This is a genomic window from Collinsella aerofaciens (assembly GCF_040926265.1).
GTDB lineage: Bacteria > Actinomycetota > Coriobacteriia > Coriobacteriales > Coriobacteriaceae > Collinsella > Collinsella aerofaciens_BB.
On record NZ_JBCOIL010000014.1, the window covers coordinates 23,070 to 48,650 of the forward strand.

General features: G+C 61.3%; 25 protein-coding genes. 18 read left to right on the forward strand and 7 right to left on the reverse strand.

All coding sequences use genetic code 11. The features are described from left to right. Window positions 1-243: 243 nt before the first annotated feature. From purE to AB5767_RS05550, 3 genes are all read left to right on the forward strand, one after another. On the forward strand, window positions 244-708 hold the full coding sequence (gene purE, locus AB5767_RS05540; protein WP_006235810.1) for a 5-(carboxyamino)imidazole ribonucleotide mutase: 465 nt from the start codon (window positions 244-246) through the stop codon (window positions 706-708). A gap of 36 nt (window positions 709-744) precedes the next feature. Beyond that, window positions 745-1,743 (forward strand): class B sortase, encoded by a 999-nt coding sequence (locus tag AB5767_RS05545; RefSeq protein WP_368132529.1) that lies wholly within the window; start codon window positions 745-747, stop codon window positions 1,741-1,743. Window positions 1,744-1,812: 69 nt separating this feature from the next. After that, entirely contained in the window at window positions 1,813-2,229 is a 417-nt protein-coding gene (locus AB5767_RS05550; protein ID WP_368132528.1) for a molybdenum cofactor biosynthesis protein MoaE, read from the forward strand. A 90-nt stretch (window positions 2,230-2,319) separates the two neighbouring features. On the opposite strand, the gene AB5767_RS05555 is transcribed toward AB5767_RS05550, so the two are convergent. Then, window positions 2,320-3,549, reverse strand: coding sequence for a putative ABC transporter permease (locus AB5767_RS05555; RefSeq protein ID WP_117848443.1), 1,230 nt, complete (start codon window positions 3,547-3,549; stop codon window positions 2,320-2,322). A 294-nt stretch (window positions 3,550-3,843) separates the two neighbouring features. Between AB5767_RS05555 and AB5767_RS05560 the strand changes: the two genes are divergently transcribed. The 11 genes from AB5767_RS05560 (at window position 3,844) to AB5767_RS05610 (ending at window position 13,999) form a co-directional block, all read left to right on the forward strand. Next, window positions 3,844-5,514, forward strand: a complete 1,671-nt coding sequence (locus AB5767_RS05560) for an amidophosphoribosyltransferase (protein WP_368132928.1) — start codon at window positions 3,844-3,846, stop codon at window positions 5,512-5,514. A gap of 157 nt (window positions 5,515-5,671) precedes the next feature. Continuing rightward, the gene (gene purM, locus AB5767_RS05565) at window positions 5,672-6,775 is read left to right on the forward strand and encodes a phosphoribosylformylglycinamidine cyclo-ligase (protein WP_368132526.1); all 1,104 of its coding nucleotides are present in this window, start codon (window positions 5,672-5,674) and stop codon (window positions 6,773-6,775) included. Beyond that, window positions 6,765-7,466, forward strand: a complete 702-nt coding sequence (purN, locus tag AB5767_RS05570) for a phosphoribosylglycinamide formyltransferase (protein WP_006235804.1) — start codon at window positions 6,765-6,767, stop codon at window positions 7,464-7,466. The genes purM and purN overlap by 11 nt, the downstream gene beginning before the upstream one ends. A gap of 152 nt (window positions 7,467-7,618) precedes the next feature. Then, window positions 7,619-8,083: a PTS sugar transporter subunit IIA gene (locus AB5767_RS05575; protein ID WP_368132525.1), complete on the forward strand. Its 465-nt coding sequence runs from the start codon at window positions 7,619-7,621 to the stop codon at window positions 8,081-8,083. 197 nt (window positions 8,084-8,280) lie between these two features. Next, window positions 8,281-9,501, forward strand: coding sequence for a peptidylprolyl isomerase (locus tag AB5767_RS05580; RefSeq protein ID WP_368132524.1), 1,221 nt, complete (start codon window positions 8,281-8,283; stop codon window positions 9,499-9,501). Window positions 9,502-9,555: 54 nt separating this feature from the next. Further along, on the forward strand, window positions 9,556-9,999 hold the full coding sequence (locus AB5767_RS05585; protein WP_117862823.1) for a GatB/YqeY domain-containing protein: 444 nt from the start codon (window positions 9,556-9,558) through the stop codon (window positions 9,997-9,999). A gap of 298 nt (window positions 10,000-10,297) precedes the next feature. Further along, window positions 10,298-11,029: an amino acid ABC transporter ATP-binding protein gene (locus AB5767_RS05590; RefSeq protein WP_022094215.1), complete on the forward strand. Its 732-nt coding sequence runs from the start codon at window positions 10,298-10,300 to the stop codon at window positions 11,027-11,029. A gap of 8 nt (window positions 11,030-11,037) precedes the next feature. Continuing rightward, window positions 11,038-11,913, forward strand: coding sequence for a transporter substrate-binding domain-containing protein (locus AB5767_RS05595; protein WP_368132402.1), 876 nt, complete (start codon window positions 11,038-11,040; stop codon window positions 11,911-11,913). A 25-nt stretch (window positions 11,914-11,938) separates the two neighbouring features. Beyond that, a complete protein-coding gene (locus AB5767_RS05600) occupies window positions 11,939-12,685 on the forward strand; it encodes an amino acid ABC transporter permease (protein ID WP_035136546.1) in 747 nt (248 codons plus the stop codon). A 3-nt stretch (window positions 12,686-12,688) separates the two neighbouring features. Then, window positions 12,689-13,327 (forward strand): amino acid ABC transporter permease, encoded by a 639-nt coding sequence (locus tag AB5767_RS05605; RefSeq protein ID WP_006235796.1) that lies wholly within the window; start codon window positions 12,689-12,691, stop codon window positions 13,325-13,327. Between the two features lie 48 nt (window positions 13,328-13,375). Beyond that, entirely contained in the window at window positions 13,376-13,999 is a 624-nt protein-coding gene (locus AB5767_RS05610; RefSeq protein ID WP_055285378.1) for a cytidylate kinase-like family protein, read from the forward strand. Between the two features lie 123 nt (window positions 14,000-14,122). Here AB5767_RS05610 and gltA read toward each other — a convergent pair whose 3' ends face one another. The 5 genes from gltA to glmU all read right to left on the reverse strand — a co-directional run bounded on the left by gltA (window position 14,123) and on the right by glmU (window position 20,200). Further along, window positions 14,123-15,532 (reverse strand): NADPH-dependent glutamate synthase, encoded by a 1,410-nt coding sequence (gene gltA / locus AB5767_RS05615; RefSeq protein ID WP_006235794.1) that lies wholly within the window; start codon window positions 15,530-15,532, stop codon window positions 14,123-14,125. Next, window positions 15,523-16,362: a sulfide/dihydroorotate dehydrogenase-like FAD/NAD-binding protein gene (locus AB5767_RS05620; RefSeq protein ID WP_368132401.1), complete on the reverse strand. Its 840-nt coding sequence runs from the start codon at window positions 16,360-16,362 to the stop codon at window positions 15,523-15,525. The genes gltA and AB5767_RS05620 overlap by 10 nt, the downstream gene beginning before the upstream one ends. Before the next feature lie 374 nt (window positions 16,363-16,736). Next, window positions 16,737-17,366: an aminoacyl-tRNA hydrolase gene (gene pth, locus AB5767_RS05625; protein ID WP_199576303.1), complete on the reverse strand. Its 630-nt coding sequence runs from the start codon at window positions 17,364-17,366 to the stop codon at window positions 16,737-16,739. A gap of 243 nt (window positions 17,367-17,609) precedes the next feature. Then, a complete protein-coding gene (locus AB5767_RS05630) occupies window positions 17,610-18,596 on the reverse strand; it encodes a ribose-phosphate diphosphokinase (protein ID WP_022094252.1) in 987 nt (328 codons plus the stop codon). Window positions 18,597-18,787: 191 nt separating this feature from the next. After that, window positions 18,788-20,200 carry a bifunctional UDP-N-acetylglucosamine diphosphorylase/glucosamine-1-phosphate N-acetyltransferase GlmU gene (gene glmU / locus AB5767_RS05635; RefSeq protein ID WP_368132400.1) on the reverse strand — a complete coding sequence of 471 codons (1,413 nt, stop codon included), beginning with the start codon at window positions 20,198-20,200 and terminating at the stop codon, window positions 18,788-18,790. 199 nt (window positions 20,201-20,399) lie between these two features. Between glmU and AB5767_RS05640 the strand changes: the two genes are divergently transcribed. From AB5767_RS05640 to AB5767_RS05650, 3 genes are read left to right on the forward strand one after another with little or no spacing between them, the layout of a single operon-like run. Then, complete coding sequence (locus AB5767_RS05640) at window positions 20,400-21,287, forward strand: energy-coupling factor transporter transmembrane component T family protein (protein WP_368132399.1); 888 nt, start codon at window positions 20,400-20,402, stop codon at window positions 21,285-21,287. Beyond that, window positions 21,287-22,930: an ABC transporter ATP-binding protein gene (locus AB5767_RS05645; RefSeq protein WP_368132398.1), complete on the forward strand. Its 1,644-nt coding sequence runs from the start codon at window positions 21,287-21,289 to the stop codon at window positions 22,928-22,930. Before AB5767_RS05640 ends, AB5767_RS05645 begins: the two co-directional genes overlap by 1 nt. A 4-nt stretch (window positions 22,931-22,934) precedes the next feature. Next, window positions 22,935-23,648, forward strand: coding sequence for a DUF6580 family putative transport protein (locus tag AB5767_RS05650; protein WP_368132397.1), 714 nt, complete (start codon window positions 22,935-22,937; stop codon window positions 23,646-23,648). Window positions 23,649-23,797: 149 nt separating this feature from the next. On the opposite strand, the gene AB5767_RS05655 is transcribed toward AB5767_RS05650, so the two are convergent. Next, the gene (locus AB5767_RS05655; protein WP_368132396.1) at window positions 23,798-24,616 is read right to left on the reverse strand and encodes an exodeoxyribonuclease III; all 819 of its coding nucleotides are present in this window, start codon (window positions 24,614-24,616) and stop codon (window positions 23,798-23,800) included. 135 nt (window positions 24,617-24,751) lie between these two features. On the opposite strand from AB5767_RS05655, the gene AB5767_RS05660 reads away from it, so the two are divergent. Beyond that, window positions 24,752-25,504: an NAD-dependent protein deacylase gene (locus AB5767_RS05660; protein ID WP_368132926.1), complete on the forward strand. Its 753-nt coding sequence runs from the start codon at window positions 24,752-24,754 to the stop codon at window positions 25,502-25,504. Window positions 25,505-25,581 lie beyond the last annotated feature (77 nt).

Sequence of the window (25,581 nt, forward strand, 5' to 3'; positions counted from 1 at the left end):
GCGGGCATTGCTTTATTATTTCAGCCAACGTACGTCATGGCAATATCCGGTAGGTCGCAGGGCGCTTCGCGGGCGGGCCAGGCTCTATCTGAACGACTTTGCGAAGCAACCGGAGTGAAGATAAAGCCTGGCCCGCCCGCGAAGCGCCACAGAGACCGCAGGGACGGGAGCAGCTATACTACTCTCAGTAGTTAAGGGTCGCGGATTCGCCGCGTCACCGCTCTCAACAGGAGGTCTTTGTTTATGGCAGATCAGAAGCCGGTTGTCGGGATCATCATGGGCTCCAAGTCCGATCTGGGCGTTATGGAAGGTTGCACCGCCGAGCTCGAGGCACTGGGCGTGCCCTATGAGCTCGTGATTGCGAGCGCGCACCGCACGCCGGCGAAGGTCCATGAGTGGGCCTCGACTGCTGCCGACCGCGGCATCAAGGTGATTATCGCTGCTGCCGGCAAGGCTGCTCACCTGGGCGGTGTCGTGGCTGCGTTTACGCCGCTGCCGGTTATCGGCGTGCCTATGAAGACGAGCGATCTGGGTGGTATGGACTCGCTGCTGTCGATGGTGCAGATGCCTTCGGGCGTGCCCGTTGCCTGTGTGGCCATCAACGGTGCCAAGAACGCTGCCATCTACGCCACGCAGATCCTGGGCGCCTGCGATCCCGAGTACCGCAAGGTTATCGAGAAGATGAAGCAGGAGATGGCTGACGCCTAAGCGCTCTGCCAGTCCATTTGCAGCATAAGGAGAGCCATGTCCGACTATCAGGGAAAGCGTTTTTCGGCTTCTCGGATTCCCGATTCAGCCAAGTTGGGAGCAGCCCGCGCGCCGCAGCAGGGTCGGACATCCTCTCCTCAGCAGCCGCGCGCGCCGCGTCCCGTGACGCCGGCGAAGCATCGCCGTCAGGATACGCCGGCTGCATATCGCCCTTCGTCATACAGTACGGCCAAGAAGTCACCTCGCTCTTCGGCGCATACCGCGCCATCGAGCCATACCGAGCCGCCGCGCAAAAAGCGCCGCTCCGTCATTCCCATTCTGCTCATCATCATCGGCATTGGCCTGATCGTTGCCGCGGCCGCCATCTTTATCAACGCGCAGATTGGCTACAAGCAGGCGAGCGAGTCGTATCAAAAGATCGAAAAGCAATATGTGAGCGACAAGGACGCCAGCGGCGTGCCGATTATCGACTTCAACGCGCTTGCCCAGACAAATCCCGAGGTTGTTGGTTGGATTTACACGCCCGGCACTAACATCAACTACCCCGTGGTGCAAACCAACAACAACTCCAAGTACCTCAACACGCTGTTTGACGGTACGGCCAATGCCTCGGGAGCCATCTTCTTGGATAGCGACGACACCGCGCCGGGCATGGTGGATCAGCAGACCACGATTTACGGTCATCATATGAATGACGGTTCGATGTTCAACGTGATTTCGGATACGACCGATCAAGCGACGTTCGACAGCATGGAATACGTGTACTACATCACGCGCGATGCGACGTATAAGTTGCGCCCGCTGGCGACCAAGGTGGTCGAGGACACGTATGCCAAGGCGCGCACGCCCAACTTTGAGGGCGATGACGGACTGAAGAATTACCTGTCCGAGATGCTCGACGGTGCCTCTGCCGTGGCGAGTGATGCCACCGATCGTGCCGCTTCGGCAACCAAGGTCGTAACGCTTGTGACCTGCCGCTCGCTGTCATTTAGCAATACGCGCGCAGTCATGGTGCTCACGCCGGTCGAGGAATAAGTGGTTCGAGAGTAGCTAAAAGAGCCCCGTCCCAAATGAGCTACTCGACGACAGTAAAAAGGAGAAATGATGCTTGAAAGTGGCAAATCGATGCCTTCGGTTGATGCTTGGCTGCGCGAAGCCAAGACCGATTCGTCGGCATCTGCGTGCGGTATGTATCTGACGCATAACGGCGTGGTGCGCGCGACGCCTAAGTCCGAGGTGCGTGGGGTCGAGACAGATGGTGTGGCGCCTGGACATAAGGTGGGCGGCATGGTGTTTGGCTTCGATGCCGAAAAGGTGCAGGCTGCTATCGAGGCAACGCGCGCGATGCCGGGTATCGGCTATGTGCGCGTGTGGCTGGCGAGTGGCGAGCTTACCGTGGGCGACGACATCATGCTCGTACTCATTGGCGGGGACATTCGCCCGCATGTGGTCGATGCGCTGCAGGCACTCGTTGGCACCATCAAGAACGAATGCGTGAGTGAGGTCGAGCGCGAGGCGTAGAGGCTTGCGTCGATAGAAGACTCGTTTATAAAAATGCCTGGCGGTACGTGTGATACCGGCGGGCATTTTGCGTTTTGGACGCGGTTGACGCTACACGCGCGTCGCATCCTTGGGGCTCATGGTCATGCTCTGGAAGCGATTCTCCATAAAGTCATTATCGAAGTACTTGCCGTAGAACTGCGCAACGGGAATATCCGGTTCCGTGCCGTTGACGCGCTGATACCAATAATCGAGCGACTGCAGCGTCATAACGCCATCGACCAGCATAATGATGGTGAAGATGACGGTAGCCGAGTAGCGGCTCTTCCACGGAATCATGTTGATGAGCTTGAGCAGCCTCGGCAGCAGCAGCTTGATCCAGATGAGGCCACCCAGGCCCCACAGACAGGCGAAGCCCGTGCAGGTGCGTCCGCCCGTGAGGACCACGAGCGGGTCGGGCATACCGAACAGCGTTATGTGCGAGTAGCTCCACGAGACCACGCCAAACGCGGTCTGCATAAACCAGCCCACGAACACCTCAAAGCTGGCGCCGAGCAGGGCGCTCACCAGGAAAATGATGATGGGGTTCTTTTTATAGAAGCGGTTGAGCACCATGGTCATGAGCACGGCACCAAAGCCGTAGATGGGGCTGAAGGGGCCAAACAGCATACCGGCGCGGTCCTGGTAGACACCCGGATCGTTGACGGTCATATGCCAGATATCCTCCAGGACCAGGCCGAGCACGCAGCAGACAAAGAATACCCAGAACAGGTTGAAGTAGTTGAGCTTGATGTAGCCCTCGCCGGTTTCATCGCGCCCGAGCATGCCCTCGGCGGCGGCGTCGCGGTCGAGCATCTCCTGCAGGCGGCGCTGCAGCTCGCGCTCCTGGCGCAGTGTGGGGTCGACGGTGGCCGAAAGCGCGACGAGGATGCCGAGCTGGATGGCAGGGCGCAGCAAGAAGGGCCCGATGCCCTGGAGCATCACGTCAACCAAAAGCTCGACGACGGTAAACGCGATAAGGATATAGGACAGACGGGCGGCATTGCGGCGCTGGTTCTTGATGAGGTCCAGGCCAAAGATGATCAAGATGACGGCACTGGCAGCCGAGAGCATGATGCCGGCGACAATCAGTCCGACCGCGACGAGCGTGTTGTCGCCGAGCTTGGCGGCGGCGTTGCCGTTGATGAGTGCGGTGATGACCTGCCACATAAAGGCGCCGACCGACGGGAGCGTGCCCACGCCGGACAGGATGCACAGGACGGCGTATACCTTAATGATGAGGGGGATCTTCTTGACCTCCGTGGCGCTGGGGACGCTGGGGTCGAGTTCGTTTCGATCCATACATAACCTTTCTCGTTTTGCTGTAGGTACAAGGATACGCCGCCGACCTGCCAAAAGACAGGACGAACGTCCCAATTGCAACAATGTAAGTCCTAACGGCGGGCGAAGCGTGGCGTAGTGAGGGTCGGCGTGGCACTGCCACCCACGTCGTGAAGCCAAATAAATGTTTGGCAACAAAACTGATTATTAGCTCGGTGGGCTTTTAAAAAGCGCTGCTCATGCGCTGGGGAGCGCGTCGCGCCGTGCGTATAATAAGGCGGGTAACGCCAAAATACGAGGCTCTGAGGGGATGCCATGTCTCAAGAAACCATCCGCGCGGCCGAGCGCGCCGCGGGACAGGTGAAGACCATGTCGACGTATGATCCGGACTCCGACCAGCTGCATGAGGAATGCGGCATTTTTGGTGTGTGGGCACCCGATCGCGATGTGGCTCGACTGACGTACTTTGGTCTGCGCGCGCTGCAGCATCGCGGCCAGGAATCGGCGGGAATCGCCGTGGGTGATGGCGGCACGGTTATGGTCCGCAAGGATCTGGGCCTGCTCGACCGCGTGTTCTCCAACGCTGACCTGTCGACACTCTCCGGCCAGCTGGCCGTGGGCCACGTGCGCTATGGCACCGCCGGCGCCAAGAGCTGGGAAGCCTCGCAGCCGCACCTCTCCACCATCAACAGCGTCATTATCGCGCTCGCGCACAACGGCACTCTGGTCAACACCGACGAGCTGCGCCGCCAGCTGATCGAGCTGGGCGTGCCGTTCCTCTCCAATTCGGATTCCGAGGTCGCGACCAAGCTTATCGGCTACTTTGCCCAGCGTACAGGCCATCTACGCGAGGGCATTCGCAAGACCATGGAGCTCGTGCGCGGCGGCTACGCCATGACGCTCATCAACGAGCAGGCGCTCTACGCATTCCGCGATCCGCACGGCATTCGCCCGCTCGTGCTGGGCAAGCTGGTGGATGAGGGCCTGGACCAGGCCGATGCCGCATCCGTTTCGCAGCTGCCGTCGCAGGACGGCGCCGCGACGGTCGACGCCACCACCCATGTCACGCGCGCCGGCGGCTGGGTCGTTGCCTCCGAGACCTGCGCGCTCGATATCGTGGGCGCCGAGTACGTCCGCGACGTCCGTCCCGGTGAGATTTTGCGCATCAGCGCCGAGGGCCTTGTGTCCGAGCAGGGCGTGCCTGCCGCCGAAGAGCCTGCTAACTGCATTTTTGAGCAGGTCTACTTTGCTCGCCCCGATTCCATCATGAACGGCAAGAGCGTCTACGCCTGCCGTTATGACATGGGTCGTCAGCTGGCACATGAGGAGCCCGTCGAGGCCGACCTGGTCATCGGCGTGCCCGACTCCGGCCTGCCGCCCGCGGAGGGCTATTCGCACGAGAGTGGCATTCCCTTTGGCGAGGGCCTCATCAAGAACCGCTATGTGGGCCGTACGTTTATCGAGCCTACGCAGGAGCTGCGTGCCATGGGCGTGCGTATGAAGCTCAACCCGCTGCGTGACAACATCGAGGGCAAGCGCCTGGTCGTCATCGACGACTCCATCGTGCGCGGCACCACCATGGTGCAGCTCGTCAAGATGCTGCGCAACGCCGGCGCCAAGGAGATTCATATCCGCATCAACTCGCCCGAGGTCATCTGGCCGTGCTTCTACGGTATCGATACCGACGTGCAGTCGCAGCTTATCAGCGCCAACAAGACGGTCGACGAGATTTGCGAGTATATCGGCGCCGATTCGCTGGCCTTCCTTTCGGTCGAGGGCCTGCTTAAGGTCATGCCCAAGGGCGGTTACTGCGATGCGTGCTTTACCGGCCGCTACCCCGTGGCGATTCCCGAGAGCTTTGGCCGCGACAAGTTCATGGAGGGCTTTAAGCCCCGCAACCTGGACAAGCCGCTGCACTTTGATGACGACGCCGTGGTCGAGAAATACGACGATCGCAGCTGGGAAGAGGAACACGGCGAGGCCTAAAACCTGCCAAAAAGGGACAGGTTTATTTTGGTAGGTTTTACCTGCTGTTTTGTTGATATGACGGCGCGCGTTGTTATGGCGCGCGCCGAAATGAACGCAACTATGAGCACCGTTTGGCGCCCGGGCGGCGCCACGGTAGTGGGAGAGGAAGGCTCAGATGAGCGACAGCAAGCATGTGGCGTATGAGGATGCCGGCGTCGATATCGCCGAGGGCGGCCGCGCCGTTGACGCTATTAAGCAGATGGTTAAGGACACCAACCGTCCCGAGGTCATCGGCGGCATCGGTGGCTTTGGTGGCCTGTTCTCGGCTGCCGCGCTTAAGGATATGGAAGACCCGATTCTGATTAGCGGTACCGACGGCGTGGGCACCAAGCTCGTGCTCGCCCAGATCATGGACCGTCACGAGACGGTGGGCCAGGACCTGGTTGCTATGTGCGTCAACGACATTCTGGCTTCGGGTGCCGAGCCGCTGTTCTTCCTGGACTACGTTGCCATCGGCCACATCGAGGCCGAGCACATGGCAAAGATCATCAAGGGTGTGGCCGACGGCTGCAAGCTCGCGGGCTGCGCGCTCGTGGGCGGCGAGATGGCCGAGCACCCCGGCGTCATGGCTCCTGCCGACTACGACCTTGCCGGATTTACCGTGGGCGTCGTCGACCGTCCCAAGATGCTCGACCCCGCGAATGTCCGTCCCGGCGACGTGATCCTGGGCCTGCCTTCCACCGGCGTGCACTCCAACGGCTACTCGCTCGTGCGTAAGGTCATTGGCGTCGACGGTATTAAGCCGGGCACGCCCGAGGCCGCCGCTAAGGCCGAGGAGCTGAGCCGTCCGCTCGAGGAACTCGGCGGCGCATCGCTGGCAGACGCCCTGTTGGCCCCCACGCGCATCTATGTCAAGCCGATTCTGGAGCTGCTGCGCGGTGGCGCTCCGGTGCACGCCATCGCCCATATCACTGGCGGCGGTATTACCGAGAACCTCAACCGCGCGCTCGCCGACGACGTCGACGCCGTGGTCACCCGCAACGGCGCCGAGATGGGTTGGGACGTTCCGCCCGTCATCACCTACGTGTCGCGCCAGGCCGAGCTCGCGCCCAACGAGGCATGCAAGACCTTCAACATGGGCGTTGGCCTGTGCCTGATCGTCGCCCCCGAGGACGAGGCTGCCGTGACCGAGGCCCTGGTCGCGCTGGGCGAGAAGCCGTTCCGCGTGGGCGAGTGCGTCGAGGGCTCCGGTAAGGTCGTGTACTCCGATGAGCGCTAACGAGCAGATGGCTGCTGCCGCGAGCCTGGGCTTTGTGCCCTACACCCGTCCGACCGGCACCGATACGGCCGAGCCGCTCAAGATCGGTGTGCTCATCAGCGGTTCGGGTACCAACCTGCAGGCGCTGATCGATCTGATCGCCGCCGGCAAGCTCAACGCTTCGATTGAGCTTGTGGTGTCGAGCCGTCCTTCGGCTAAGGGTTTGCAGCGCGCTGAGCGCGCGGGCATCCAGACGCTCACGCTGTCCAAGGATGTCTATGCCGACCCCATCGCCGCCGACGAGATCATCGCGCACGAGCTGCTCGAGCGCGGCTGCGAATATGTGGTCATGGCCGGTTACATGCGCATGGTGCACACGCCGCTGCTGGCGGCGTTTCCCAACCGCGTGGTCAACTTGCATCCGGCACTGCTGCCGAGCTTTACCGGCGCGCATGCGATCGACGATGCCTTTGCGCGCGGCGTCAAGGTAACCGGTGTGACCGTGCACTTTGCCAACGAGATCTACGACAACGGCCCCATCATCGCCCAGCGCGCGCTGGCTGTTGAGGAGGGCTGGGACGTCGACACGCTCGAGGAGCACATCCACGCGATTGAGCACGTGCTGTATCCCGAGGTCGTGCAGATGCTCGCCGACGGCCGCGTCCACGTGCTGGAGAGCGGCAAGGTTGCAATTGACGCGCCTCGCGGCTAGCGGCGCACAGTACAATTTAGCCGAGTAGTCAGGGTGGTCATTGGCGCCAAGGCGCAAGTGGCCATCCTTTGTTTTAGGTAATCACCTGCGACGATCTTCAATGACTAGTCGTTAAAGAACGTCGCAGGTGACAAGGTGAGAGAGGTGAGCGCATGGCGGATAACGAAGCGCTGTTTACGCCTGAGTTGGTGTTTTTTGATTGGGAGTGTGCGACGCCGGATGAGGTGTTTGCGCGGCTCGAGGGCGAGCTTGCACCACGTGGCTACATTGCGTCCGGTTGGCTCGGCGCCGTTCGCACGCGCGAGGATGCCTATCCCACGGGTCTTGCCATGCCGGCGGCAAACATTGCCATTCCGCATACCGATCCGGGGTTTGTGGCCAAGCCCTATATCGCGGTGGTGAAGCCCGCCGCGTCCGTGACATTTAACGCTATGGCTGGCATGGGCGCTCCGGTGCCGGTGCAGATCGTCATCAATCTGGGTATTGCCGAGCCGGGCGGCCAGGTCGAGGCCCTGCAGGCGCTCATGAACATCTTTATGGACGCCGATGCCGCAGCCGACGTGCTCGGCCAGACCACGTCCCAGGGCATGGTCGACGCCATCCGCCGCCACTTCTAAGGTGGGGCTGAGTCGGCACTTGGGGACGTTCCTTTTCTGCCGGCAGTAAGGGACAGTCCCCAAGTGCCAAGTGCCGCATCTGTCCCCTTTGCACCAAAATGGTGCAGATTAACCTGTCCCCAATGCACCAAGCGTGCCGCGGGGGCTGCGTTGTGACACAATGGCGTTTGTTCGATTCGTTATGCGAAAGGCCAACTATGGCAAATAAGAAAAAGAACTCCGAGGCCGCGCCGACGCCCGAGCAGCAGGCCCGCGCTGCCTCCAGCTCTCGCAAGAAGCAGCGCAAGACGTACGTGTCTAAGACCGTCAAGATCGTTCTGGTGGTCATCGGCGTGCTGGCGATGCTGCTTTCTGTCTCGGCGATGGCGTGCTCCGGCCTTATGTCGCAGGCTGAGGACACCTCGGGCTACAAGCTGACCGGCGGTGTTGCTGCCACTATCAACGGCACCAACCTTACCGAGGACACCGTGACCAAGCAGATCATGAGCATGCGCACGTCCTACGGCTACACCAAGGATGAGGATTGGGCGCAGTATCTGGTTGACAACGACCTCACGCCCAAGAAGTACCGCAAGCAGCTCATCGACTCCTACACGCAGCAGATTCTGCTTCAGCAGGCACAGAAGGAGAACGGCGTGACGGTGTCGGACGAGGAGGTCGAGAAGGCATGGAAGGACGCGTGCAAGAGCGCGGGCGGTGCCAAGACCTTTAAGAAGACCCTTAAGACCTACGGCTATACCGAGGACACCTACAAGGACTCGCTCAAGGAGAGCCTGGCACAGCAAAAGCTTAAGGATGCCGTGGCGCCCACCAGCAAGCCCAAGGACAGCGAGATCGTCGATTACATCAACGAGAATCTGTCTAACTACAACGATGCCCGCCGCTCGTCGAACATCCTGGTCAAGGTCGATTCCGACGCATCTGACGAGGACAAGGCCGCCGCCAAGGCCAAGGCACAGGAGTGCCTGGACAAGATCAACTCCGGCGAGCTGAGCTTTGAGGACGCCGTGGAGCAGTATTCCGACGACACTGGCTCCAAGGAGAAGAAGGGCGATGTGGGTTGGGATAAGCTCACTACCTTCGTCGACAGCTATCAGACGGCGCTCGAGGGCCTCAGCAAGGGCGATGTGAGCGACGTGGTTGAGTCGACGTACGGTTACCATGTCATCAAGTGCACCGACTACTTCCATGTCGATAGCCAGGTCGATGACATCAAGCAGGTACCCAAGGACATCAAGAAGTATGTTTCCAACGTGGTGAAGACGCAGGCGGCCAGTACTGCATACAGCGAGTGGCTGGAGCAGTACAAGAAGGATGCCGACATCACCGTTAATCCCATGCCCAAAGACGTGCCATACAACGTCAGCCTGAAGGGCGTCACCAAGAGTTCGACCGACGATTCGTCGACGACTGAGTAATCATGGGGCGGTGCTCGCGCGAGTGCCGCCCACGCTATTGAGGAGGATTTGCAGATGACCAACGAAGAGCTGCAGCAGGAAATGATCGCCGCCATGAAGGCCAAGGATAAGGTTCGCCTGTCCATCATCCGCCAGGTCAAGGCCGAGGTGAAGAATATCGAGGTTAACGAGCGCCGCGACGTGACCGAGGAAGACGTCAACAGCATGATCAAGCGTCTGATTAAGCAGACGAGCGAGACGCTGGAGATGTCCATTAAGGCCGGTACCGACCAAGACCGTACCGACAACCTGACCGAGCAGGTCAAGATTCTGGAGAGCCTGCTGCCCGCACAGGTTTCGGGCGAGGAGCTCGAGGCTCTGATCGAGCAGGTCATCGCCGAGCTGGGCGCCACGTCCAAGAAGCAGATGGGCCAGGTCATGGGAGCACTCGGCAAGGCCACCGGCGGTAACTTTGATAAGCCTGCCGCGGCAAAGATCGTCGGCGCAAAGCTCGCGTAGGGGCCGAGCGGCATATAGTTGATGTTGAGGGGGCGTGGCCATTGCGGTCGCGCCCCTTCATTTCACGTCACCTTGCTCGCGTGTACGGGTTTTCGCTGACTTGTGCTCAACAAGGGGGTTGGGTGCTCATTGGGGACAGACTTAAATGAGTACCCAATGAGCGGGCACTCATTTAAGTCTGTCCCCAATGAGTGGGTTAAAGGTTGCGGGTTCTTTACGGGAATGTAGTGTGGGCTGCGGAAACGTGGTTCTTTCCGTACAATAGTGCAACTCGTGTAAACGCAGGGAAGGGACATTCATGGCAGACATGATCGAGATCAAGCATCTCAACAAGTACTTTGGCGACCTGCATGTGCTCAAAGATATCAATCTCACCGTTAAGCGCGGCGAGAAGCTCGTAATGATCGGGCCTTCCGGCTCGGGTAAGTCGACGCTCATCCGTTGCGTCGATTATCTGGAGGAGCCCACGTCGGGCGAGGTCGTCATCGACGGTACGCCGCTCACCAAGAAGAATCACCTGGAGATGGCTCGTAAGTATAGTTCCATGGTGTTTCAGCAGTTCAACCTGTATCCCAACATGACGGTGCTCGGCAACCTGACGCTCGCGCCCATCAAGCTGCAAAAGAAGAGCAAGGAGGAGGCGACCGAGATCGCCATCGCCGCACTCAAGCGCGTCGGCATGGCTCATAAGGCCGGCGAGTATCCGCAGAATCTCTCGGGTGGTCAGCAACAGCGCATCGCCATCGCCCGTGCTCTGTGCACCAAGCAGCCCATCATTCTGTTTGACGAGCCGACCTCGGCGCTCGACCCCGAGATGGTCCAGGAGGTTCTGGACGTTATGATTGAGCTCGCGCAGGAGGACATCACCATGATCTGCGTGACGCACGAGATGGGCTTTGCGCGCCAGGTGGCCGACCGCGTCATCTTTATGGAGGACGGCCGCATTCTGGAGGAGGGCACGCCCGAGCACTTCTTCGATAACCCCGAGAACCCGCGCTGCCGCGAGTTTCTGTCCAAGATTTTGCACTAGGCGCGGTGATGGACATGACGGATATGACGAGGGCGGCCGTGTCGCGCCGTCACTTTTTGCAGCTGGCGGGCGCCGGTATGCTTGCGCTGACGGGGACCGCGCTTACCGGTTGCGGCACCTCCACCAGCGACGAGGGCTCCGACAAGGGGTCCAAGCTTGCGGCCATCAAGTCGCGTGGCCATCTGAATGCCGGCGTTAAGAAGGATGTTCCCGGCTATGGCTATTACGACACCGCCAAGGGCCGCTTTGAGGGTATGGAAGTCGATTTGTGCTACCAGATCGCCGCTGCCGTCTTTGGCGTGAGCTACAAGGAGGCCCGCGCCCAGGAGCTTGTCGAGTTTACCGACGTAACGCCCAAGACGCGCGGCCCGCTGATCGATAACGGCCAACTCGACGTGGTCGCGGCGACCTACACTATCACCGACGAGCGCAAGAAGAGCTGGGATTTCTCGACGCCGTACCGCACCGACTACGTGGGACTCATGGTCAAGAAGCGTTCGGGTTTTACCTCGATTGAGGACCTGGACGGCAAGATCATCGGCGTGAGCCAGGGTGCTACCACGCAGGGCCTGATCGAGCAGATGATTAAGGACAACGGCTTTAGCTGTAAGCCCGAGTTTAGGGCCTTTAGCGGCTACCCAATCATCAAGAGTTCGCTCGACGCCGGCAATATCGACGTCTTTGCTATGGACCGCTCCACGCTGGCCGGTTACATGAACGAGACCGTTGAGCTGCTGCAGCCCGAGGTCAAGTTTGGCGAGCAGGGCTACGGCGTGGCGACCAAGAAGGGCTGCGACCTTTCGGCCGTGGTCGATCAGGTGATTTGCGATCGCCTGGCCGACGGCTGGCTCGACCAAGAGGTCAAGACCTGGGGTCTTGTATAGGCGCATCGTCCAAGGAAGGAATCAAATGCTCGAAGGATTATTTGACGCCGACCGTTGGTCGACGACATTTCAAAACATGGGGCCCTTCTGGGAGGGCTTTGGCGTGACGCTACAGGTGGTCGTTGCCGGTCTGCTGCTGTCGCTGGTGCTGGGCACGCTACTGGGTGTGTTCTCTACCACTCGCTCGCGCGTGTTGCGCGCCATAAGCCGCGTGTACGTGGAGTTTTACCAGAACACCCCGTTGCCCGTGCAGGTGCTCTTTATGTACATGGCCGGACCGCAGTTTTTGCAGGCCATAACCGGTGCCGACCAGCCGGTGCGCATCGCGCCGTTTGTGCTGGGCTTCTTGGGCGTGGGTCTGTATCACGCGGCCTACATTTCGGAGGTCATCCGCACCGGTATCGAGGCGGTTCCGCGCGGTCAGATGGAGGCGGCCCAGAGCCAGGGCTTCACCCGTGCGCAGGCGTACTGGTACATCGTGCTGCCCCAGACATTCAAGATCATTTTGCCGCCGCTGTGTAACCAGGCGCTCAACCTGGTCAAGAATACGTCGGTGCTGGCGCTTGTGGCCGGCGGCGACCTTATGTACCGTTCCGACAACTTTGTGAGTCTGTACGGTTACCTGCAGGGATACATCGTCTGCTGCCTTATGTACTTCATCATCTGCTTTCCGCTCGCCATGCTGGTGCAGTGGCTCGAGCGCCGCTCAAAGGAGCGTCCGCGCGGTGTGAGCTTGGCCGAGCTGGGGCTCGACAACGTAGAGGAGGCCTAGCGCATGGAAATCTTCAACGCGACCAACCTGCTCTACATTTGGGGCGGCTTTGTTAAGACGATCGAGATCTCGGCGCTGTCGATCTTTTTCTCGCTCATCTTTGGCACGGTGCTGGCACTCGTTAAAAGCTATGCGCCCCGCCCGTTCCGTATTTTGGTGAGCGCCTATATCGAGCTGTTCCGTTGCACGCCGAACCTGCTGTGGATCCTGTTTATCTACTTTACAGTGCAGGGTTTGGACATTGTGATTTCGACCATCGCCTTTACGCTGTTTACCAGCGCCGTTATGGCCGAGATTGTGCGCGGCGGTCTCAACTCGATTCCGCGCGGCCAGTTTGAGGCAGCGCAGAGCCAGGGCTTTGGCTTCTTTGCCACCATGCGCTACATCATTCTGCCGCAGACGTTTAAGACGATCATTCCGGCGCTGTTTAGCCAGTGCACGACCGTCATTAAGGACAGCTCGTATCTTTCGGGCATTAACGTGGCCGAGCTCATGTACACGGCAAATGTCGTGATGGCCCACGCGATTGACCTGTCGCAGGTTCTTATGCTCTACGGCCTGGTGTTTGCGATGTACTTTGTGCTCAACTTTGGCATCTCGTTGCTGGTTCGCGCATATCAGAGGCGAATGGTGGCAGCGTAGAATGTGGCAAAGGGACAGCCCCTTTGTCACATAGAGAAAGGAATCGCGATGAGCGATCTGGAGAATAAGAAGAATCCTGTGGTCATTACCATCGCGCGCGACTTTGGCGCCGAGGGCCACGAGATTGGCCGCATGCTTGCCGACGAGTTGGGGATTCCGCTGTACGATAACGAGCTGTTGGTACGTGCGTCGCTGCGCGCGGGCGAGTCGCTTGATAAGATGGCCGCCTATGATGAGCGTCTGGCCGTGGAGAACATGGCGTTTCTGCCCGACCGCTACGATGCGCGTTCGTACTCGGATAAGTTGTTCCAAAAGATGAGCCAGGTGATTTTGGATCTGGGCGAGACCGAGAGCTGCATTATCGAAGGCCGTCTGTCCGATTACCTGCTGCGCAACAACCCCAACCACATTGCCGTGTTGGTGACCGCACCCTTTGAGGACCGCGTCGAGATTGTGCGCAAGAAGCGTGGCCTTAACAAAAAGAAGGGCGCCAAGCTGGTCAAACAGCAGCAGAAGGCGCGCGAGGCGTTCTATAAGCGCTATAGCGCCGGCAAGTGGAAGATGACGAGCGGTAAAGACATCGTCGTCAACCGCGCCAAGCTGGGCCGCGAAGGCTGCAAGGACGTCATCGCCGCAGCCTACCGCTACAAGGTGGCGCAGCTCGAAGACTGACCGACCAAAACCACCACGAAGGCGCCGCCCCTTTATGGTGGTCGGGCGGCCGCTATAAAAAAGTCCCCGCCGGGCGTGTGCTCGACGGGGACTTTGCCGTTTGGTGGCTAGCGCTGCGGGTGATTACTCGCCCAGCAGGCTCTTGGTGATCGAAGCGGCGGCCTTCTTGCCGGCGCCCATCGCCAGAATGACCGTTGCGGCACCGGTGACGATGTCGCCGCCGGCCCAGATACGGGGATCGGTGGTCTGGCCGGTCTCCTCGTCGGCAACGATGTAGCCCCACTTGTTGAGCTCCATCTTGCCGCCGATCTTCTTTGCGAAGGGGTTGGCGTTGGTGCCGATAGCCGAGATCGCAACGTCGCAGGGGATCTCCTCGATGGCGCCCTCGATGGGCACCGGGCGACGACGGCCGGACTCGTCGGGCTCGCCGAGCTCCATCTTCTGGACCTTGACGGCACACACGGAGCCGTCCTCGCCAGCGACAAACTCGAGCGGGGAGACGAGCGGCAGAACCTCGACGCCCTCGGCCTTAGCATGGTGCAGCTCGGCGCGACGGCAGGGCATCTCGTCCTCGGTACGACGGTAGGCGATGATGGCGTGCTCGGCGCCCAGACGCTTGGCGGTGCGGACGGCGTCCATAGCCACGTTGCCGCCACCAAAGACGACGACGTTCTTGCCGTGCTTGGTGGGGGTGTCGTACTCGGGGAACTTGTTGGCCTTCATCAGGTTCACGCGGGTGAGGTACTCGTTCGCGAAGAAGACGTTGGGCAGGTTCTCGCCGGGGACATTGAGGAACTTGGGCAGGCCAGCGCCGGTCGCCACGTAGATGGCGTCGAAGCCCTGCTCGAACAGCTCCTCGGCCGTGGCCATGTTGCCCACGACGGAGTTGTACTCAAACTTGACGCCCATGTCCTCCAGGCCGTCAATCTCGCGCTTGACGACCGCCTTGGGCAGACGGAACTCGGGGATGCCGTAGACCAGCACGCCGCCGCCGGTAAAGAAGGCCTCAAAGACGGTAACGTCAAAGCCGTTACGGGCGAGCTCGCCGGCGCAGGTGATGCCGGACGGGCCAGAGCCGACGACGGCGACCTTCTTGCCGTTCTTGGGGGCCATCTTGGGTGTGGAGGCGAGCTCGGGGCGGTCACCCAGGAAGCGCTCGAGCTGGCCGATGGCCACGGGCTCGGACTTCTTACCACGGATGCACTTGCCCTCGCACTGGTTCTCCTGCGGGCAGACGCGGCCGCAGATGGCGGGAAGCATGGAGTCCTCGCGGATGGTATCGAGAGCGCCGCCGAAGTCCTTCTCGCGGATCTGCTCGATAAAGCGGGGGATGTTGATGTTGACGGGGCAGCCCTCAACACAGAACGGCTTCTTGCAGTTGAGGCAGCGCTCGGCCTCGGCCAGCGCCATTTCCTCGGTGAAGCCCTTGTCGACGGGGCGGAAGTCGCAGGCGCGCTCGGCAGCCGGCTCCTCGTTATCGGGGGTGCGGGGCGACTTCATATCGGCAACGAAACGACCGTTAACTAGTGGCATGCGCAGCTCTTTTCCTCATAGGCCTTGAGGGACTCGCCCTCTTCGGAACGGTAAGCGGCCTGGCGGGCACGAAGGTCATCCCAGTCGACCAGGGTGGCATCGAAGTCGGGGCCGTCGACGCAAGCGAACTTGGTCACGCCGCCCACCTCGACGCGGCAGCAGCCGCACATGCCGGTGCCGTCAACCATGATGGGGTTGAGCGATGCGGTGATGGGGGTGTCGTACTTCTGGGCGGTGAGGGTCGAGAACTTCATCATCGGAACGGGGCCGACGCAGAAGACCTGGCTCACGGCCTTGTCCTGCAGCAGGCGCTCCAGCGGAGCGGTAACAACGCCCTGCTCGCCGTAGGAGCCGTCATCGGTAGTGATGTGGATGTGGTCCTCGTCGAGGAGCTCGCGGAACTGGTCCTCCATGAGCAGGAGGTCCTTGGTGCGGGCGCCCATGATGGCGTGCACCTCGTGACCGGTCTCGACCAGGTGCTTAGCGACCGGGAAGGCAATTGCCAGGCCGACGCCGCCGCCAATGACGGCGCAGGGGCCCTCGGCCATCTCGGTGGGAACGCCCAGCGGGCCCACGACGTCGCGCAGCGACTCGCCGGCCTCGAAAGTGGAAAGCATCTCGGTGGTCTTGCCGATCACCATGAAGATGAACTCGACCCAGCCCTCGTCACCATTCCAGCCGGCCAGGGTAAACGGGACACGCTCGCCCGTCTCATTGGCGCGAACCATGAGGAACTGTCCAGCGTGCGCATGCTTGGCGATTGCGGGCGCCTCGATGCGGAACTTGAACACCTTCTCCGAGAACTGCGTCTTCTCCAGGATCTTATACATAGAACCCCTCTCTTGTTAGGGCGACCGAACTGTGCCTCCACGGAAATGGACGGTAGCCCGAATAAAACCGTACGCGCACAGGCGTTGTGCAGACATACGGTGCAAATTATACCCTCATGGACATGTCGCTTACGTGTATCTTCGGCGGTTGGGAGCAGGGTCTATCCACTTTGGCCTACCAAATAGGGGCAGGTTTATTTTGGTCAGTTTTATCGGGTAAAACGGCAAAGGGGGCCGGCCTCGGGTTGTGATGAGGCCGGCCCCCTTTGGGGTGCTATGTGTATATGGCGGCGCAGGGTTTATTGCGATGCCGCAACTAGGGCGTTTCCGCAGGTAAAACCTGCCAAACTAAACCTGTCCCTAAATGGTAGGTTTTAGTGCTTGCCGTTGGCGGAGGCGGCGCCGTTGACATGGTCGCGGGCATAGATCACGCCGTGCACGATTGCCAGGCCGGCGGCGTCTGCGGCGCGGGCGCAGGTGTCCTGGAAATCCTCGGCCTCGCGGGCGCGCAGCTGCTTAAGCACGTAGTCAGCGACGGGCATCTTGCCGGGAGGGTTGCCGATGCCGGTGCGGATGCGGCTGAAGTCGCGGCTGCCCATCTTGTCGATGATGGAGCGCAGGCCGTTATGACCGGCGTGGCCACCGCCCACCTTAACACGTACGTCGCCGGCGGGAATGTCGAGCTCGTCGTGGATCACGAGCAGCTCCTCGGCCTTGATCTTGTACTCGCGGCAGAGCTTGGAGATGGGGCCACCCGAGGTATTCATATACGACTGCGGCTTGACCAGCACGATCTGGCGCTTGCCGCCCTCTTCCTCGGCATCGTTGATGTTGATGAGCGCGACCTCGGCGCCGGCCTGGTTTTTCCAGTACGTGACGCCGGCCTGACGGGCCAGCTCGTCGATTGCTTTGAAACCAGCGTTGTGACGGGTCTCGGCATATTCCTCGCCAGGGTTGCCAAGTCCGGCAACCATGCGAATCTTAAGCGGCTGTGCAGCTGCCATATTTGTCCCTTCGTTACACAAATAGTTCAATCAACGACAAAGGCTACCACGCCCGCCGAAGGCGAGGAAAGGTTGCAGCAAAGTCATTTCAGAAAACAGCTGCCCCGAGACAGCGGGAAGCCCCGGACGCGCCGGGAGGGGTTATCAAAGCGAACATCCCGCAGCCGCAAAGCGGCGAGGACGTTCGCGTGATAACCCCGCAGGCGCGTCCGGGGCTTCCGGAGGGATGCGAGGGTCGAGCGACTACAGCGCGAAGTCGCCGCCGACGAGCGTGGAGACGGGCTCCTCGTGGTAAACGGCGGAGATGGCCTGAGCGAACTCCTCGGCGACCGAGATGGTCTTGATCTTGCCGCCGACCTCGACGGGAATGGCGTCGGTGACGAGGCACTCGACGATCGGGGCGTCGTTCAGACGCTCGATGGCCGGACCGGAGAAGATGCCGTGGGTGGCGCAGACGTAGATGTCGCCAGCGCCCATAGCCTTGAGCTCCTTGACGTTGGCGCACAGGGTGCCAGCGGTGTCGATCATGTCGTCGTTGATGATGCAGGTCTTGCCCTTGATGTCACCGATGATGCCCATGACCTCGGCGGCGTTGTGGCGCGGACGGCCCTTGTGGGCGATGGCCAGGTCGCAGCCGAGCATGTCGGACAGCTTCTTGGCGGCCTTGGCGCGGCCCACATCGGGGGAGACGACAACCAGGTTGTCGGTGTCGAAGTGCATGTCGTTGTAGTACTGGCCAAACAGCGGCAGTGCGGACAGGTGGTTAACCGGGATATCGAAGAAGCCCTGGATCTGGCCCTGGTGCAGGTCGAGGGTGATGATGCGGTTGACGCCGGCGCGCTCGAGCAGGTTGGCGACGAGGCGGGCGGTGATGGGCTCGCGCGGGCCGGCCTTGCGGTCCTGGCGGGCATAGCCGTAGTGGGTGATAACGGCGGTGATGGAGCGGGCGGATGCGCGCTTGGCAGCGTCGGTGGCGATGAGCAGCTCCATGAGCATGTCATTGACGTTGCCGCCGGCCACGGACTGAATCAGGAAGACGTCGGCGCCGCGGACGGTCTCGTCGTAGCGGGCGTAAATCTCACCGTTGGCGAACTGCTTTAGCGTAAGGCCCGAAAGCTCGACCCCAAGGTACTCAGCGATCTTCTGAGCGAGGGGACGGTTGGAGGAACCGGAATACACGCGGATGGACTTGCGCATATTCTCCGACTTCTCGGGATCATTAATCGGCATTACCCTTCTCCTTTATATCGAATGCCATATAGATGCCTTGTTGCATTGTAACCGCGCGACGGGGTTAATCGGGTCTTGATAACGTCTTTACCGTCAACGGACACGAACCGACCACTCATCCTGTCGCGCAGGTCACGATAGAAAAAGGAGCCGCCCCTATGGGAACAGCTCCTTTTGTGCTTGGCAAAGCGTTATGCTTCGTTGTCCTCGTGCAGGCGGCGGCGATAATCGGCAGCCCAGCCCTCAATATTTACCTGACGGGCGCGGCCCAGACCGAGTGCGTCGGCCGGAACCGGCTCGGTGATGACGGAGCCGGCGGCCACGAGTGCACCGTCGCCAATCTGGGCGGGCGCGACCATCATGGTGTCGGAACCGATGAAGGCATCCTTGCCGATGACGGTCTTGTGCTTGTGGACGCCGTCGTAGTTGCAGGTGATGGAGCCCGCGCCTACGTTGACGCCGGAGCCCATGGTGGTGTCGCCGATGTAGGACAGGTGGGGCACCTTGGAACCCTCGCCGATCGTGGACTTCTTGATCTCCACGTGCGTGCCGGCCTTGGAGCCGTCGAGCATGTGGGTGCCCGGGCGCAGGTAGGCGCGCGGGCCGCAGTCGACGCCGTTCTCGATGACGGCCTCGATGGCGATGGTCTCATCGATGATGCAGCCGCTGCCGACGGTGGCGTCGGTGAGGCGGCTGTTGGGGCCGAGCTGGCACTCCTCGCCCACGGTGACGTGGCCGATCAGGTGCGTCTGCGGCCACACGACGGTGTCGCGGCCGATAATGGCATCGGGGCCGATCCAGGCCTGCGTGGGGTCGATGAACGTGACGCCCTCGGCCATCCAGTGCTCGTTGATGCGGTCGCGCGCGATGGCGGTGAGCTGTGCGAGCTGGATGCGGCTGTTGACGCCCAGGCCGTCGCGGTAGTCATCGCAGTGGAAGATGGAGACCGCCTGGCCGTGACCCTTGAGGATTTCGAGCATGTCGGGCAGATAGTACTCGGACTGCGCGTTGTCGTTGCCGATCTCGTTAATGTGGGCGGCGAGCTGCGCGCCGTCAAAGGCGTAGCAGCCGGCGTTGCACTCCAGCAGCGTGGCGGCCTGCTCGGGCGTGCAGTCCTTCTGCTCGATGATGCGCTCGATCTGGCCGTCGGCGCCCAGCTTGATGCGGCCGTAGCCGAAGGGGTCGGGCGGGGTCATGGTCATGACGGTGCAGGCGAGCTCGCCGGTAGCGACGGTCTGTGCGAACTTGGCGACGGTGTCGGCGGTGATGAGCGGCAGGTCGCCGTTGAGCACGACGACGGGGCCTTGCGTGATGCCGCAGGCCTCGAGCGCGACCTTCACGGCGTGACCGGTGCCCAGGCGCTCGGTCTGCTCGACGCACTCGACCTTGGTGGCGCTGCTGACGTAGGCGCCGTCGATGAGGGCGCGCATCTCGTCGGCGTGGCTGCCGATGACGACCACGACGCGGCTGCAGCCGGCCTTGATGGTGGCGTCGACGATCCACTGGACCATGGGCTTGCCCAGGATCTTGTGCGAAACCTTGCAGTGGTTCGACTTCATGCGGGTGCCCTCGCCGGCGGCGAGGATAATTGCGGTTGCGTCCATGTGATCTCCTGTTACGTTATAGAGACGTGTGTTTGGAAACGATACACGGCGCAATATGATACCGCAGGCATATGTTGAGCGCGTAGCGATTGGTTTGCGGCGGTTGGGGCTTGCGCCGCCGTCGTGGCGTTTGCGCTGCTTGCGTGCGGCGTTGGCGGTGCTGCGGAGCTGTCGTTTGAGCGAGGGGACGGGGGTGCCCGTGGACAACATACAAGAGGAGTTTGGCGGCGAGCCCGTCGCGGCGTTCTCGATGTCGCATCCGGCTGTGCCGGCACTCTATATTGTGCTGACGCTGGGGCTCACCATGTTCTCGATGCAACCGGTGCTAATCGCGCTGTCGCTCGCAGGCGGGCTGGCGTATGGATTTGCGACGCGTGGGGCTGCCCGCACGCTGGGCGCACTCCGCTGGCAGTTGCCGGTGATTTTGATTATCGCGCTGGTCAATCCGCTGTTTAACGCCTCGGGCTCGACGGAGCTGTTCCGTATTGGCATGCGCGCGGTGTATCTGGAAAGCATGGTATACGGCCTGTGCATGGGCGGGCTGTTTGTGGCGAGCGTGCTGTGGTTTGAGGCCGCGGCGTCGATGCTCGAATACGACAAGGTACTCGCACTGTTAGGCAACGCCGCGCCGGTGATTGCGCTCATGATCTCGATGTGCATGAGGCTTATCCCGCAGTTTTTGCGCCGCGGCCGCACGGTGCTGGCGGTGCAAGATGCGATTGACGTGCCGGGGCGCGCGCCGGCCGACCCCGTGCGCTCGCGCCTGCGGGCATCGAGTGTGTTGATGGGCTGGGGCATGGAAGATTCGCTGGAGCGCGCGGACGCGATGCGCTCGCGCGGGTGGGGTGCCGCGACGCGTCGTACGACGTATGCGCGGTACCGGCTGGGGCGCGGCGATGTTGCCGCGCTGGTGGGGCTCGTACTGTTTGGCGCTGCCGCGGTGGCGGTGGCGTGGACCGCGACGACGCAGTATTCGTTTTATCCGCAGCTCTCGGTGCCGGCGCCGTGGCCGGGCTATGTCGTGTACGCTGCCTGGATGGTGCTGCCTTGCGCGTTGCACGCGATTGATAAGAAGAGGTTTGGCTGATGGCTCGGTTGGATAGGGGCCCGGTGTCGGGCGCGGCGTGCGGCCCGGATATGCCGGCGATTGAGGTGCGGAGCCTGAGCTTTGCCTACCCCGGGGCTGATGATGCGGTGCTCGAGGGGCTCGACTGGTCTGTTCCTCAAGGTGCATTTGCGCTGCTTGTCGGCGGTACCGGATCGGGTAAGTCGACGCTGCTGTCGCTGCTCAAGCCCGAGATCGCTCCGGCGGGCGAGCGCACTGGCGATGCGCGCGTGCTGGGCGAGAACGTTGCCGACATGGACGTGCGCGCGTCTGCGGAGCGCGTGGGCTATGTGTTCCAGGATCCCGAGAACCAGATCGTGTGCGAGACCGTGTGGCACGAGATGGCGTTTGGCCTAGAGAATCTGGGTGTGTCGCGCGACGAGATGCGCCGCCGTGTTGCCGAGACCAGCTATTTCTTTGGTCTGGAGGACTGGCTTCATCGTGATACCGATACGCTTCCGGGTGGCCGCAAGCAGCTGCTGTCGCTTGCGGCCGTCCTGGCGCTGCGTCCGCGCGTGCTGCTACTCGACGAGCCCACGTCTCAGCTTGATCCGGTTGCGGAGAAGAATTTCCTGCACGCGCTGTTTCGTGTGAATCGCGAGCTGGGCTGCACGGTTGTTGTGGCGACGCATCAGCCGCGCCCAATGCTCGAATACGCGACGCGTGCGTACCGGATTGAGGACGGTCGCGTGCGCGAGGTGGCGGATATGGCTTCTTTGGGACGCCGAGAATCGCTGTTTTCCGATGACATGTTGGGGTGGGGTGCCATCCGATGTGCAAAAAACGGAGTATTCAGCAGGCGTGAGGACAATTTGGGCTCTCTGGAGCCGCCCGGGGACGTATCGAGCGCGAAAAAAAGTTCAGAATTGGACAAATCGTCCAAATTTGTGGCGCAAACGTCGCTCGAGAATGGCTCGGAAGCCTTCCCGCGCACGGATGGAAGCAGAATACTCCAAAAAATGCACGCTGGGTCGGCTACCACCCTGTCGGAAGGTTGGTTTCGCTACGATCGAGCGTCCGGCTGGGTGTTGCGTGGGCTCGATGCGTCGTTTTCGCCCGGTGCGGTGCATGCGATCGTGGGCGGCAACGGATGCGGTAAGTCGACGATGCTTTCGGTGCTGGCCAAGACGGTCAAGTTGCAGCGTGGGCATATGGAGCGCGGGGCGGCCTCGGCGGCGCTGCTGCCTCAGAATCCCAAAGCATTGCTGGTTGCCGAGACGGTTCGCGACGAGCTGATGGAATGGGCTTCGACCTGCGGATATGACGAGAACTTGGCGCGGGAGCGTGCGACGCAACTGGGATTGGACGGCCTGGAGACGCGCCACCCCTACGACCTCTCGGGCGGACAGCGCCAGCTGCTCGCACTGGCAAAACTGCTGCTGATCGGCCCCGAGCTGCTGCTGCTTGACGAGCCCACGAAGGGCTTGGACCTGGAGAGTCGCCGCATCATCGCCCGCGCCCTGCGTGACCATGCGAAGGCTGGCGGCACAGTCATCATGGCTACGCACGATCTGGATTTTGCTGAGCAGGTTGCCGATGACATTGCCATGATGTTTGACGGTGAGATTGCCTGCATGGAGCCGCCGGCCGACTTCTTTACCGACAACGTGTTTTATAGGGCGTGATGGGATGACGGATTATCGCGTCGCGCGCCTGCTTACAAAACTGGAGATCCCGCTGCTGCTGGCGGTGCCAGTGGTGATGGCTGCGGCGTTGCTGGCGGGCATTGAGCAGGCAGCGTTGGCCATGCTGGTTGTGGTGGCGTTGGTGCTTGCGCTGTTCTTTGCGGGTTACGAGGCATCTCGTCCAGGTTTGCGCCAGATTATGCCCACGCTGGTGCTGGCGGCGCTGGCGGCGGCGGGGCGCATCCTGTTTGGGCCCATTCCCGACTTTAAACCGGTGAGCGCCATCGCCATTATCGCGGGGGCGACGCTTGGTCGCCGCAATGGTTTTATGGTTGGCGCGCTGGCGGCGCTGACCAGCAATTTCTTTTTTGGGCAGGGCATGTGGACGCCGTGGCAGATGTATGCCTGGGGTCTGGTTGGCTATGTTGGCGGCGCGCTGGCGCATGCGGGTGCGTTCGACCGTGCGGACGGAGCCGTGCGCATGCCGGCGCTACTGACCTACGGCTTTGCGTCGGGTTTGCTGTACGGCGTGGTGATCAACGCGTATGACATCATCGGTTTTGTTCAACCGCTCACGTGGGCGGGCACCATGGCGCGTCTTGCCACGGCAGTGCCGTTCGATATTACGCACGGCCTTGCGACCTGCGTGTTTTTGGCCGCCTTGTACAAGCCTTGGTGTCGCCGCATTAACCGTGTCGTCGTGAAATACGGGCTGTAAGGCATTTCGCGTTCCCTCACGAACTTGCGGTGGAATAGTTCTCTTTTTTGGCTATTTGCTGCCCAAACAGGAACTATTCCACCGCAACTTATAGGGGGAGAGGGGTCACATGATCTGTTTTCCTCTGTCCCCCAGGAAATTACTTGGGGCTAGAGCTCTAGCGTGAGGGTGACGGGGCAGTGGTCGCTGCCGAAGATATCGCCACGGATACCGGTGTCGCGAACGTTGGCGGCGATCGAATCGCTTACCAGAAAGTAATCGATGCGCCAGCCTGCGTTGTTCTTACGGGCATTAAAGCGGTAGCTCCACCAGCTGTAGACGCCCTCGACGTCGGGGTTTGCCGCGCGCCAGGTATCGGTAAACCCGCCGTTGAGCAGCTCGGTAAACTTGCCGCGCTCCTCGTCCGAAAAGCCTGCGTTGCCGCGGTTGGACTTGGGGTTCTTAAGGTCGATCTCCTCGTGCGCCACGTTAAAGTCGCCGCAAGTTACGACGGGTTTGCCGGTCTCGCACTCGAGCGCGTTCAAAAAGCCGCGGTAGGCATCGTCCCAGGCCATGCGCACGTCGATGCGGGCGAGTTCGTTTTGCGCGTTGGGAGTGTAGACATCCACAAACCAGAACTTGTCGAACTCCAGCGCGCAGACGCGGCCCTCGGTCGCGGCTTGGGCGACGAGCACGGCCGCCTCGCCTTCGCCGGCGTAGGGCAGCAGCGCATCGGCGCGCAGTACGCGCAGCGGCTCCTGGCGGCTAAAGACCGCGGTGCCCGAATAGCCTTTACGCTCGGCGTAGCTCCAGGTTTGGTGATAGCCGGGCAGGTCAATATCGACCTGGCCCTCCTGCAGCTTGGTCTCTTGCAGCGCCAAGATATCGACGTCGAGTTCTTGCGCGATCTGGATAAAGCTCGGGTCCTTTTTGAGCACGGCGCGCAGGCCGTTGACGTTCCACGAGGCGAAAGTGTAAGTCTGAGGCATAGTGTCCTTTCGACGGGGTTGGCAGGCTTAAGATTAGCGCAACAGGGGCGGGGTGGGATCCGCGTATGCTGACTTAAAGGCCGCATGCTGGGACGTCGCTCAACGCTGCCCGACTAACAAGGACGGAGGACTCATATGACGCAGGCAATATCGGACCCCAGGCAGGCCTCCGCCGCGCTGGCGGATCTGTTTGACACCCACAAGCGCGTGGTCTTCTTTGGCGGCGCTGGTGTTTCTACGGCAAGTGGCATTCCCGATTTCCGCAGCGTGGACGGCCTGTATCACCAGCAGTTTGCCTATCCGCCCGAGACCATGCTGTCGCATAGCTTTTACGAGGCGCATCCGGCGGAGTTCTTCGACTTTTACCGCACCAAGATGATCGCGCTTAACGCTAAACCCAACCGCTGCCACACCAAGCTGGCCGAGCTGGAGCGCGCCGGTAAGCTTGATGCCGTGGTGACGCAAAATATCGACGGCCTGCATCAGATGGCCGGATCACAGCGCGTGTTCGAGCTGCACGGATCGGTCCATCGCAACATTTGCCAGTCGTGCGGCACGGTCTATAGCGCCGAGTGGATTTGCTCGCGCGAGCACGAGGATGCCGCGGGCGTGCCCGCGTGCCCCGCGTGCGGCGGCCGCATCAAGCCCGATGTGGTGCTCTACGAAGAGCCACTCGACGAGCATGTGTTGACCGGTGCCGTTGCCGCCATCGCCGCGGCCGATGCCCTCATTGTGGGCGGGACCTCGCTCGTGGTGTATCCGGCGGCGGGCCTCATGCGTTACTTTACTGGCGATACGCTGGCCATTTGCAATTTGGCGCCCACCGATCAGGATGCAAATGCCGACCTGCTGATTTCTTGCGACATTGCGGCCGCGTTTGCGTTCTAGCCCGCGCGCGCGGATACAATAGAAAGACTGAGTGCAAAGCGACCCCGCCGCCAGCTCCCCAAGCTCGGCGGCGTGGG

Excerpts from the sequence above, each read along its gene's own strand:
- pth (WP_199576303.1), bottom strand. The coding sequence starts at position 17,366 with ATGGCAGCTGCACAGCCGCTTAAGATTCGCATGGTTGCCGGACTTGGC.
- AB5767_RS05645 (WP_368132398.1), top strand. The coding sequence starts at position 21,287 with ATGGCTCGGTTGGATAGGGGCCCGGTGTCGGGCGCGGCGTGCGGCCCG.
- AB5767_RS05620 (WP_368132401.1), bottom strand. The coding sequence starts at position 16,362 with ATGTATAAGATCCTGGAGAAGACGCAGTTCTCGGAGAAGGTGTTCAAG.
- AB5767_RS05595 (WP_368132402.1), top strand. The coding sequence starts at position 11,038 with ATGGACATGACGGATATGACGAGGGCGGCCGTGTCGCGCCGTCACTTT.
- purN (WP_006235804.1), top strand. The coding sequence starts at position 6,765 with ATGAGCGCTAACGAGCAGATGGCTGCTGCCGCGAGCCTGGGCTTTGTG.
- purM (WP_368132526.1), top strand. The coding sequence starts at position 5,672 with ATGAGCGACAGCAAGCATGTGGCGTATGAGGATGCCGGCGTCGATATC.
- AB5767_RS05650 (WP_368132397.1), top strand. The coding sequence starts at position 22,935 with ATGACGGATTATCGCGTCGCGCGCCTGCTTACAAAACTGGAGATCCCG.
- AB5767_RS05575 (WP_368132525.1), top strand. The coding sequence starts at position 7,619 with ATGGCGGATAACGAAGCGCTGTTTACGCCTGAGTTGGTGTTTTTTGAT.
- AB5767_RS05610 (WP_055285378.1), top strand. The coding sequence starts at position 13,376 with ATGAGCGATCTGGAGAATAAGAAGAATCCTGTGGTCATTACCATCGCG.
- AB5767_RS05580 (WP_368132524.1), top strand. The coding sequence starts at position 8,281 with ATGGCAAATAAGAAAAAGAACTCCGAGGCCGCGCCGACGCCCGAGCAG.
- glmU (WP_368132400.1), bottom strand. The coding sequence starts at position 20,200 with ATGGACGCAACCGCAATTATCCTCGCCGCCGGCGAGGGCACCCGCATG.
- AB5767_RS05660 (WP_368132926.1), top strand. The coding sequence starts at position 24,752 with ATGACGCAGGCAATATCGGACCCCAGGCAGGCCTCCGCCGCGCTGGCG.
- AB5767_RS05630 (WP_022094252.1), bottom strand. The coding sequence starts at position 18,596 with ATGCCGATTAATGATCCCGAGAAGTCGGAGAATATGCGCAAGTCCATC.
- gltA (WP_006235794.1), bottom strand. The coding sequence starts at position 15,532 with ATGCCACTAGTTAACGGTCGTTTCGTTGCCGATATGAAGTCGCCCCGC.
- AB5767_RS05605 (WP_006235796.1), top strand. The coding sequence starts at position 12,689 with ATGGAAATCTTCAACGCGACCAACCTGCTCTACATTTGGGGCGGCTTT.
- AB5767_RS05550 (WP_368132528.1), top strand. The coding sequence starts at position 1,813 with ATGCTTGAAAGTGGCAAATCGATGCCTTCGGTTGATGCTTGGCTGCGC.
- AB5767_RS05590 (WP_022094215.1), top strand. The coding sequence starts at position 10,298 with ATGGCAGACATGATCGAGATCAAGCATCTCAACAAGTACTTTGGCGAC.
- AB5767_RS05545 (WP_368132529.1), top strand. The coding sequence starts at position 745 with ATGTCCGACTATCAGGGAAAGCGTTTTTCGGCTTCTCGGATTCCCGAT.
- AB5767_RS05555 (WP_117848443.1), bottom strand. The coding sequence starts at position 3,549 with ATGGATCGAAACGAACTCGACCCCAGCGTCCCCAGCGCCACGGAGGTC.
- purE (WP_006235810.1), top strand. The coding sequence starts at position 244 with ATGGCAGATCAGAAGCCGGTTGTCGGGATCATCATGGGCTCCAAGTCC.
- AB5767_RS05600 (WP_035136546.1), top strand. The coding sequence starts at position 11,939 with ATGCTCGAAGGATTATTTGACGCCGACCGTTGGTCGACGACATTTCAA.
- AB5767_RS05655 (WP_368132396.1), bottom strand. The coding sequence starts at position 24,616 with ATGCCTCAGACTTACACTTTCGCCTCGTGGAACGTCAACGGCCTGCGC.
- AB5767_RS05560 (WP_368132928.1), top strand. The coding sequence starts at position 3,844 with ATGTCTCAAGAAACCATCCGCGCGGCCGAGCGCGCCGCGGGACAGGTG.
- AB5767_RS05585 (WP_117862823.1), top strand. The coding sequence starts at position 9,556 with ATGACCAACGAAGAGCTGCAGCAGGAAATGATCGCCGCCATGAAGGCC.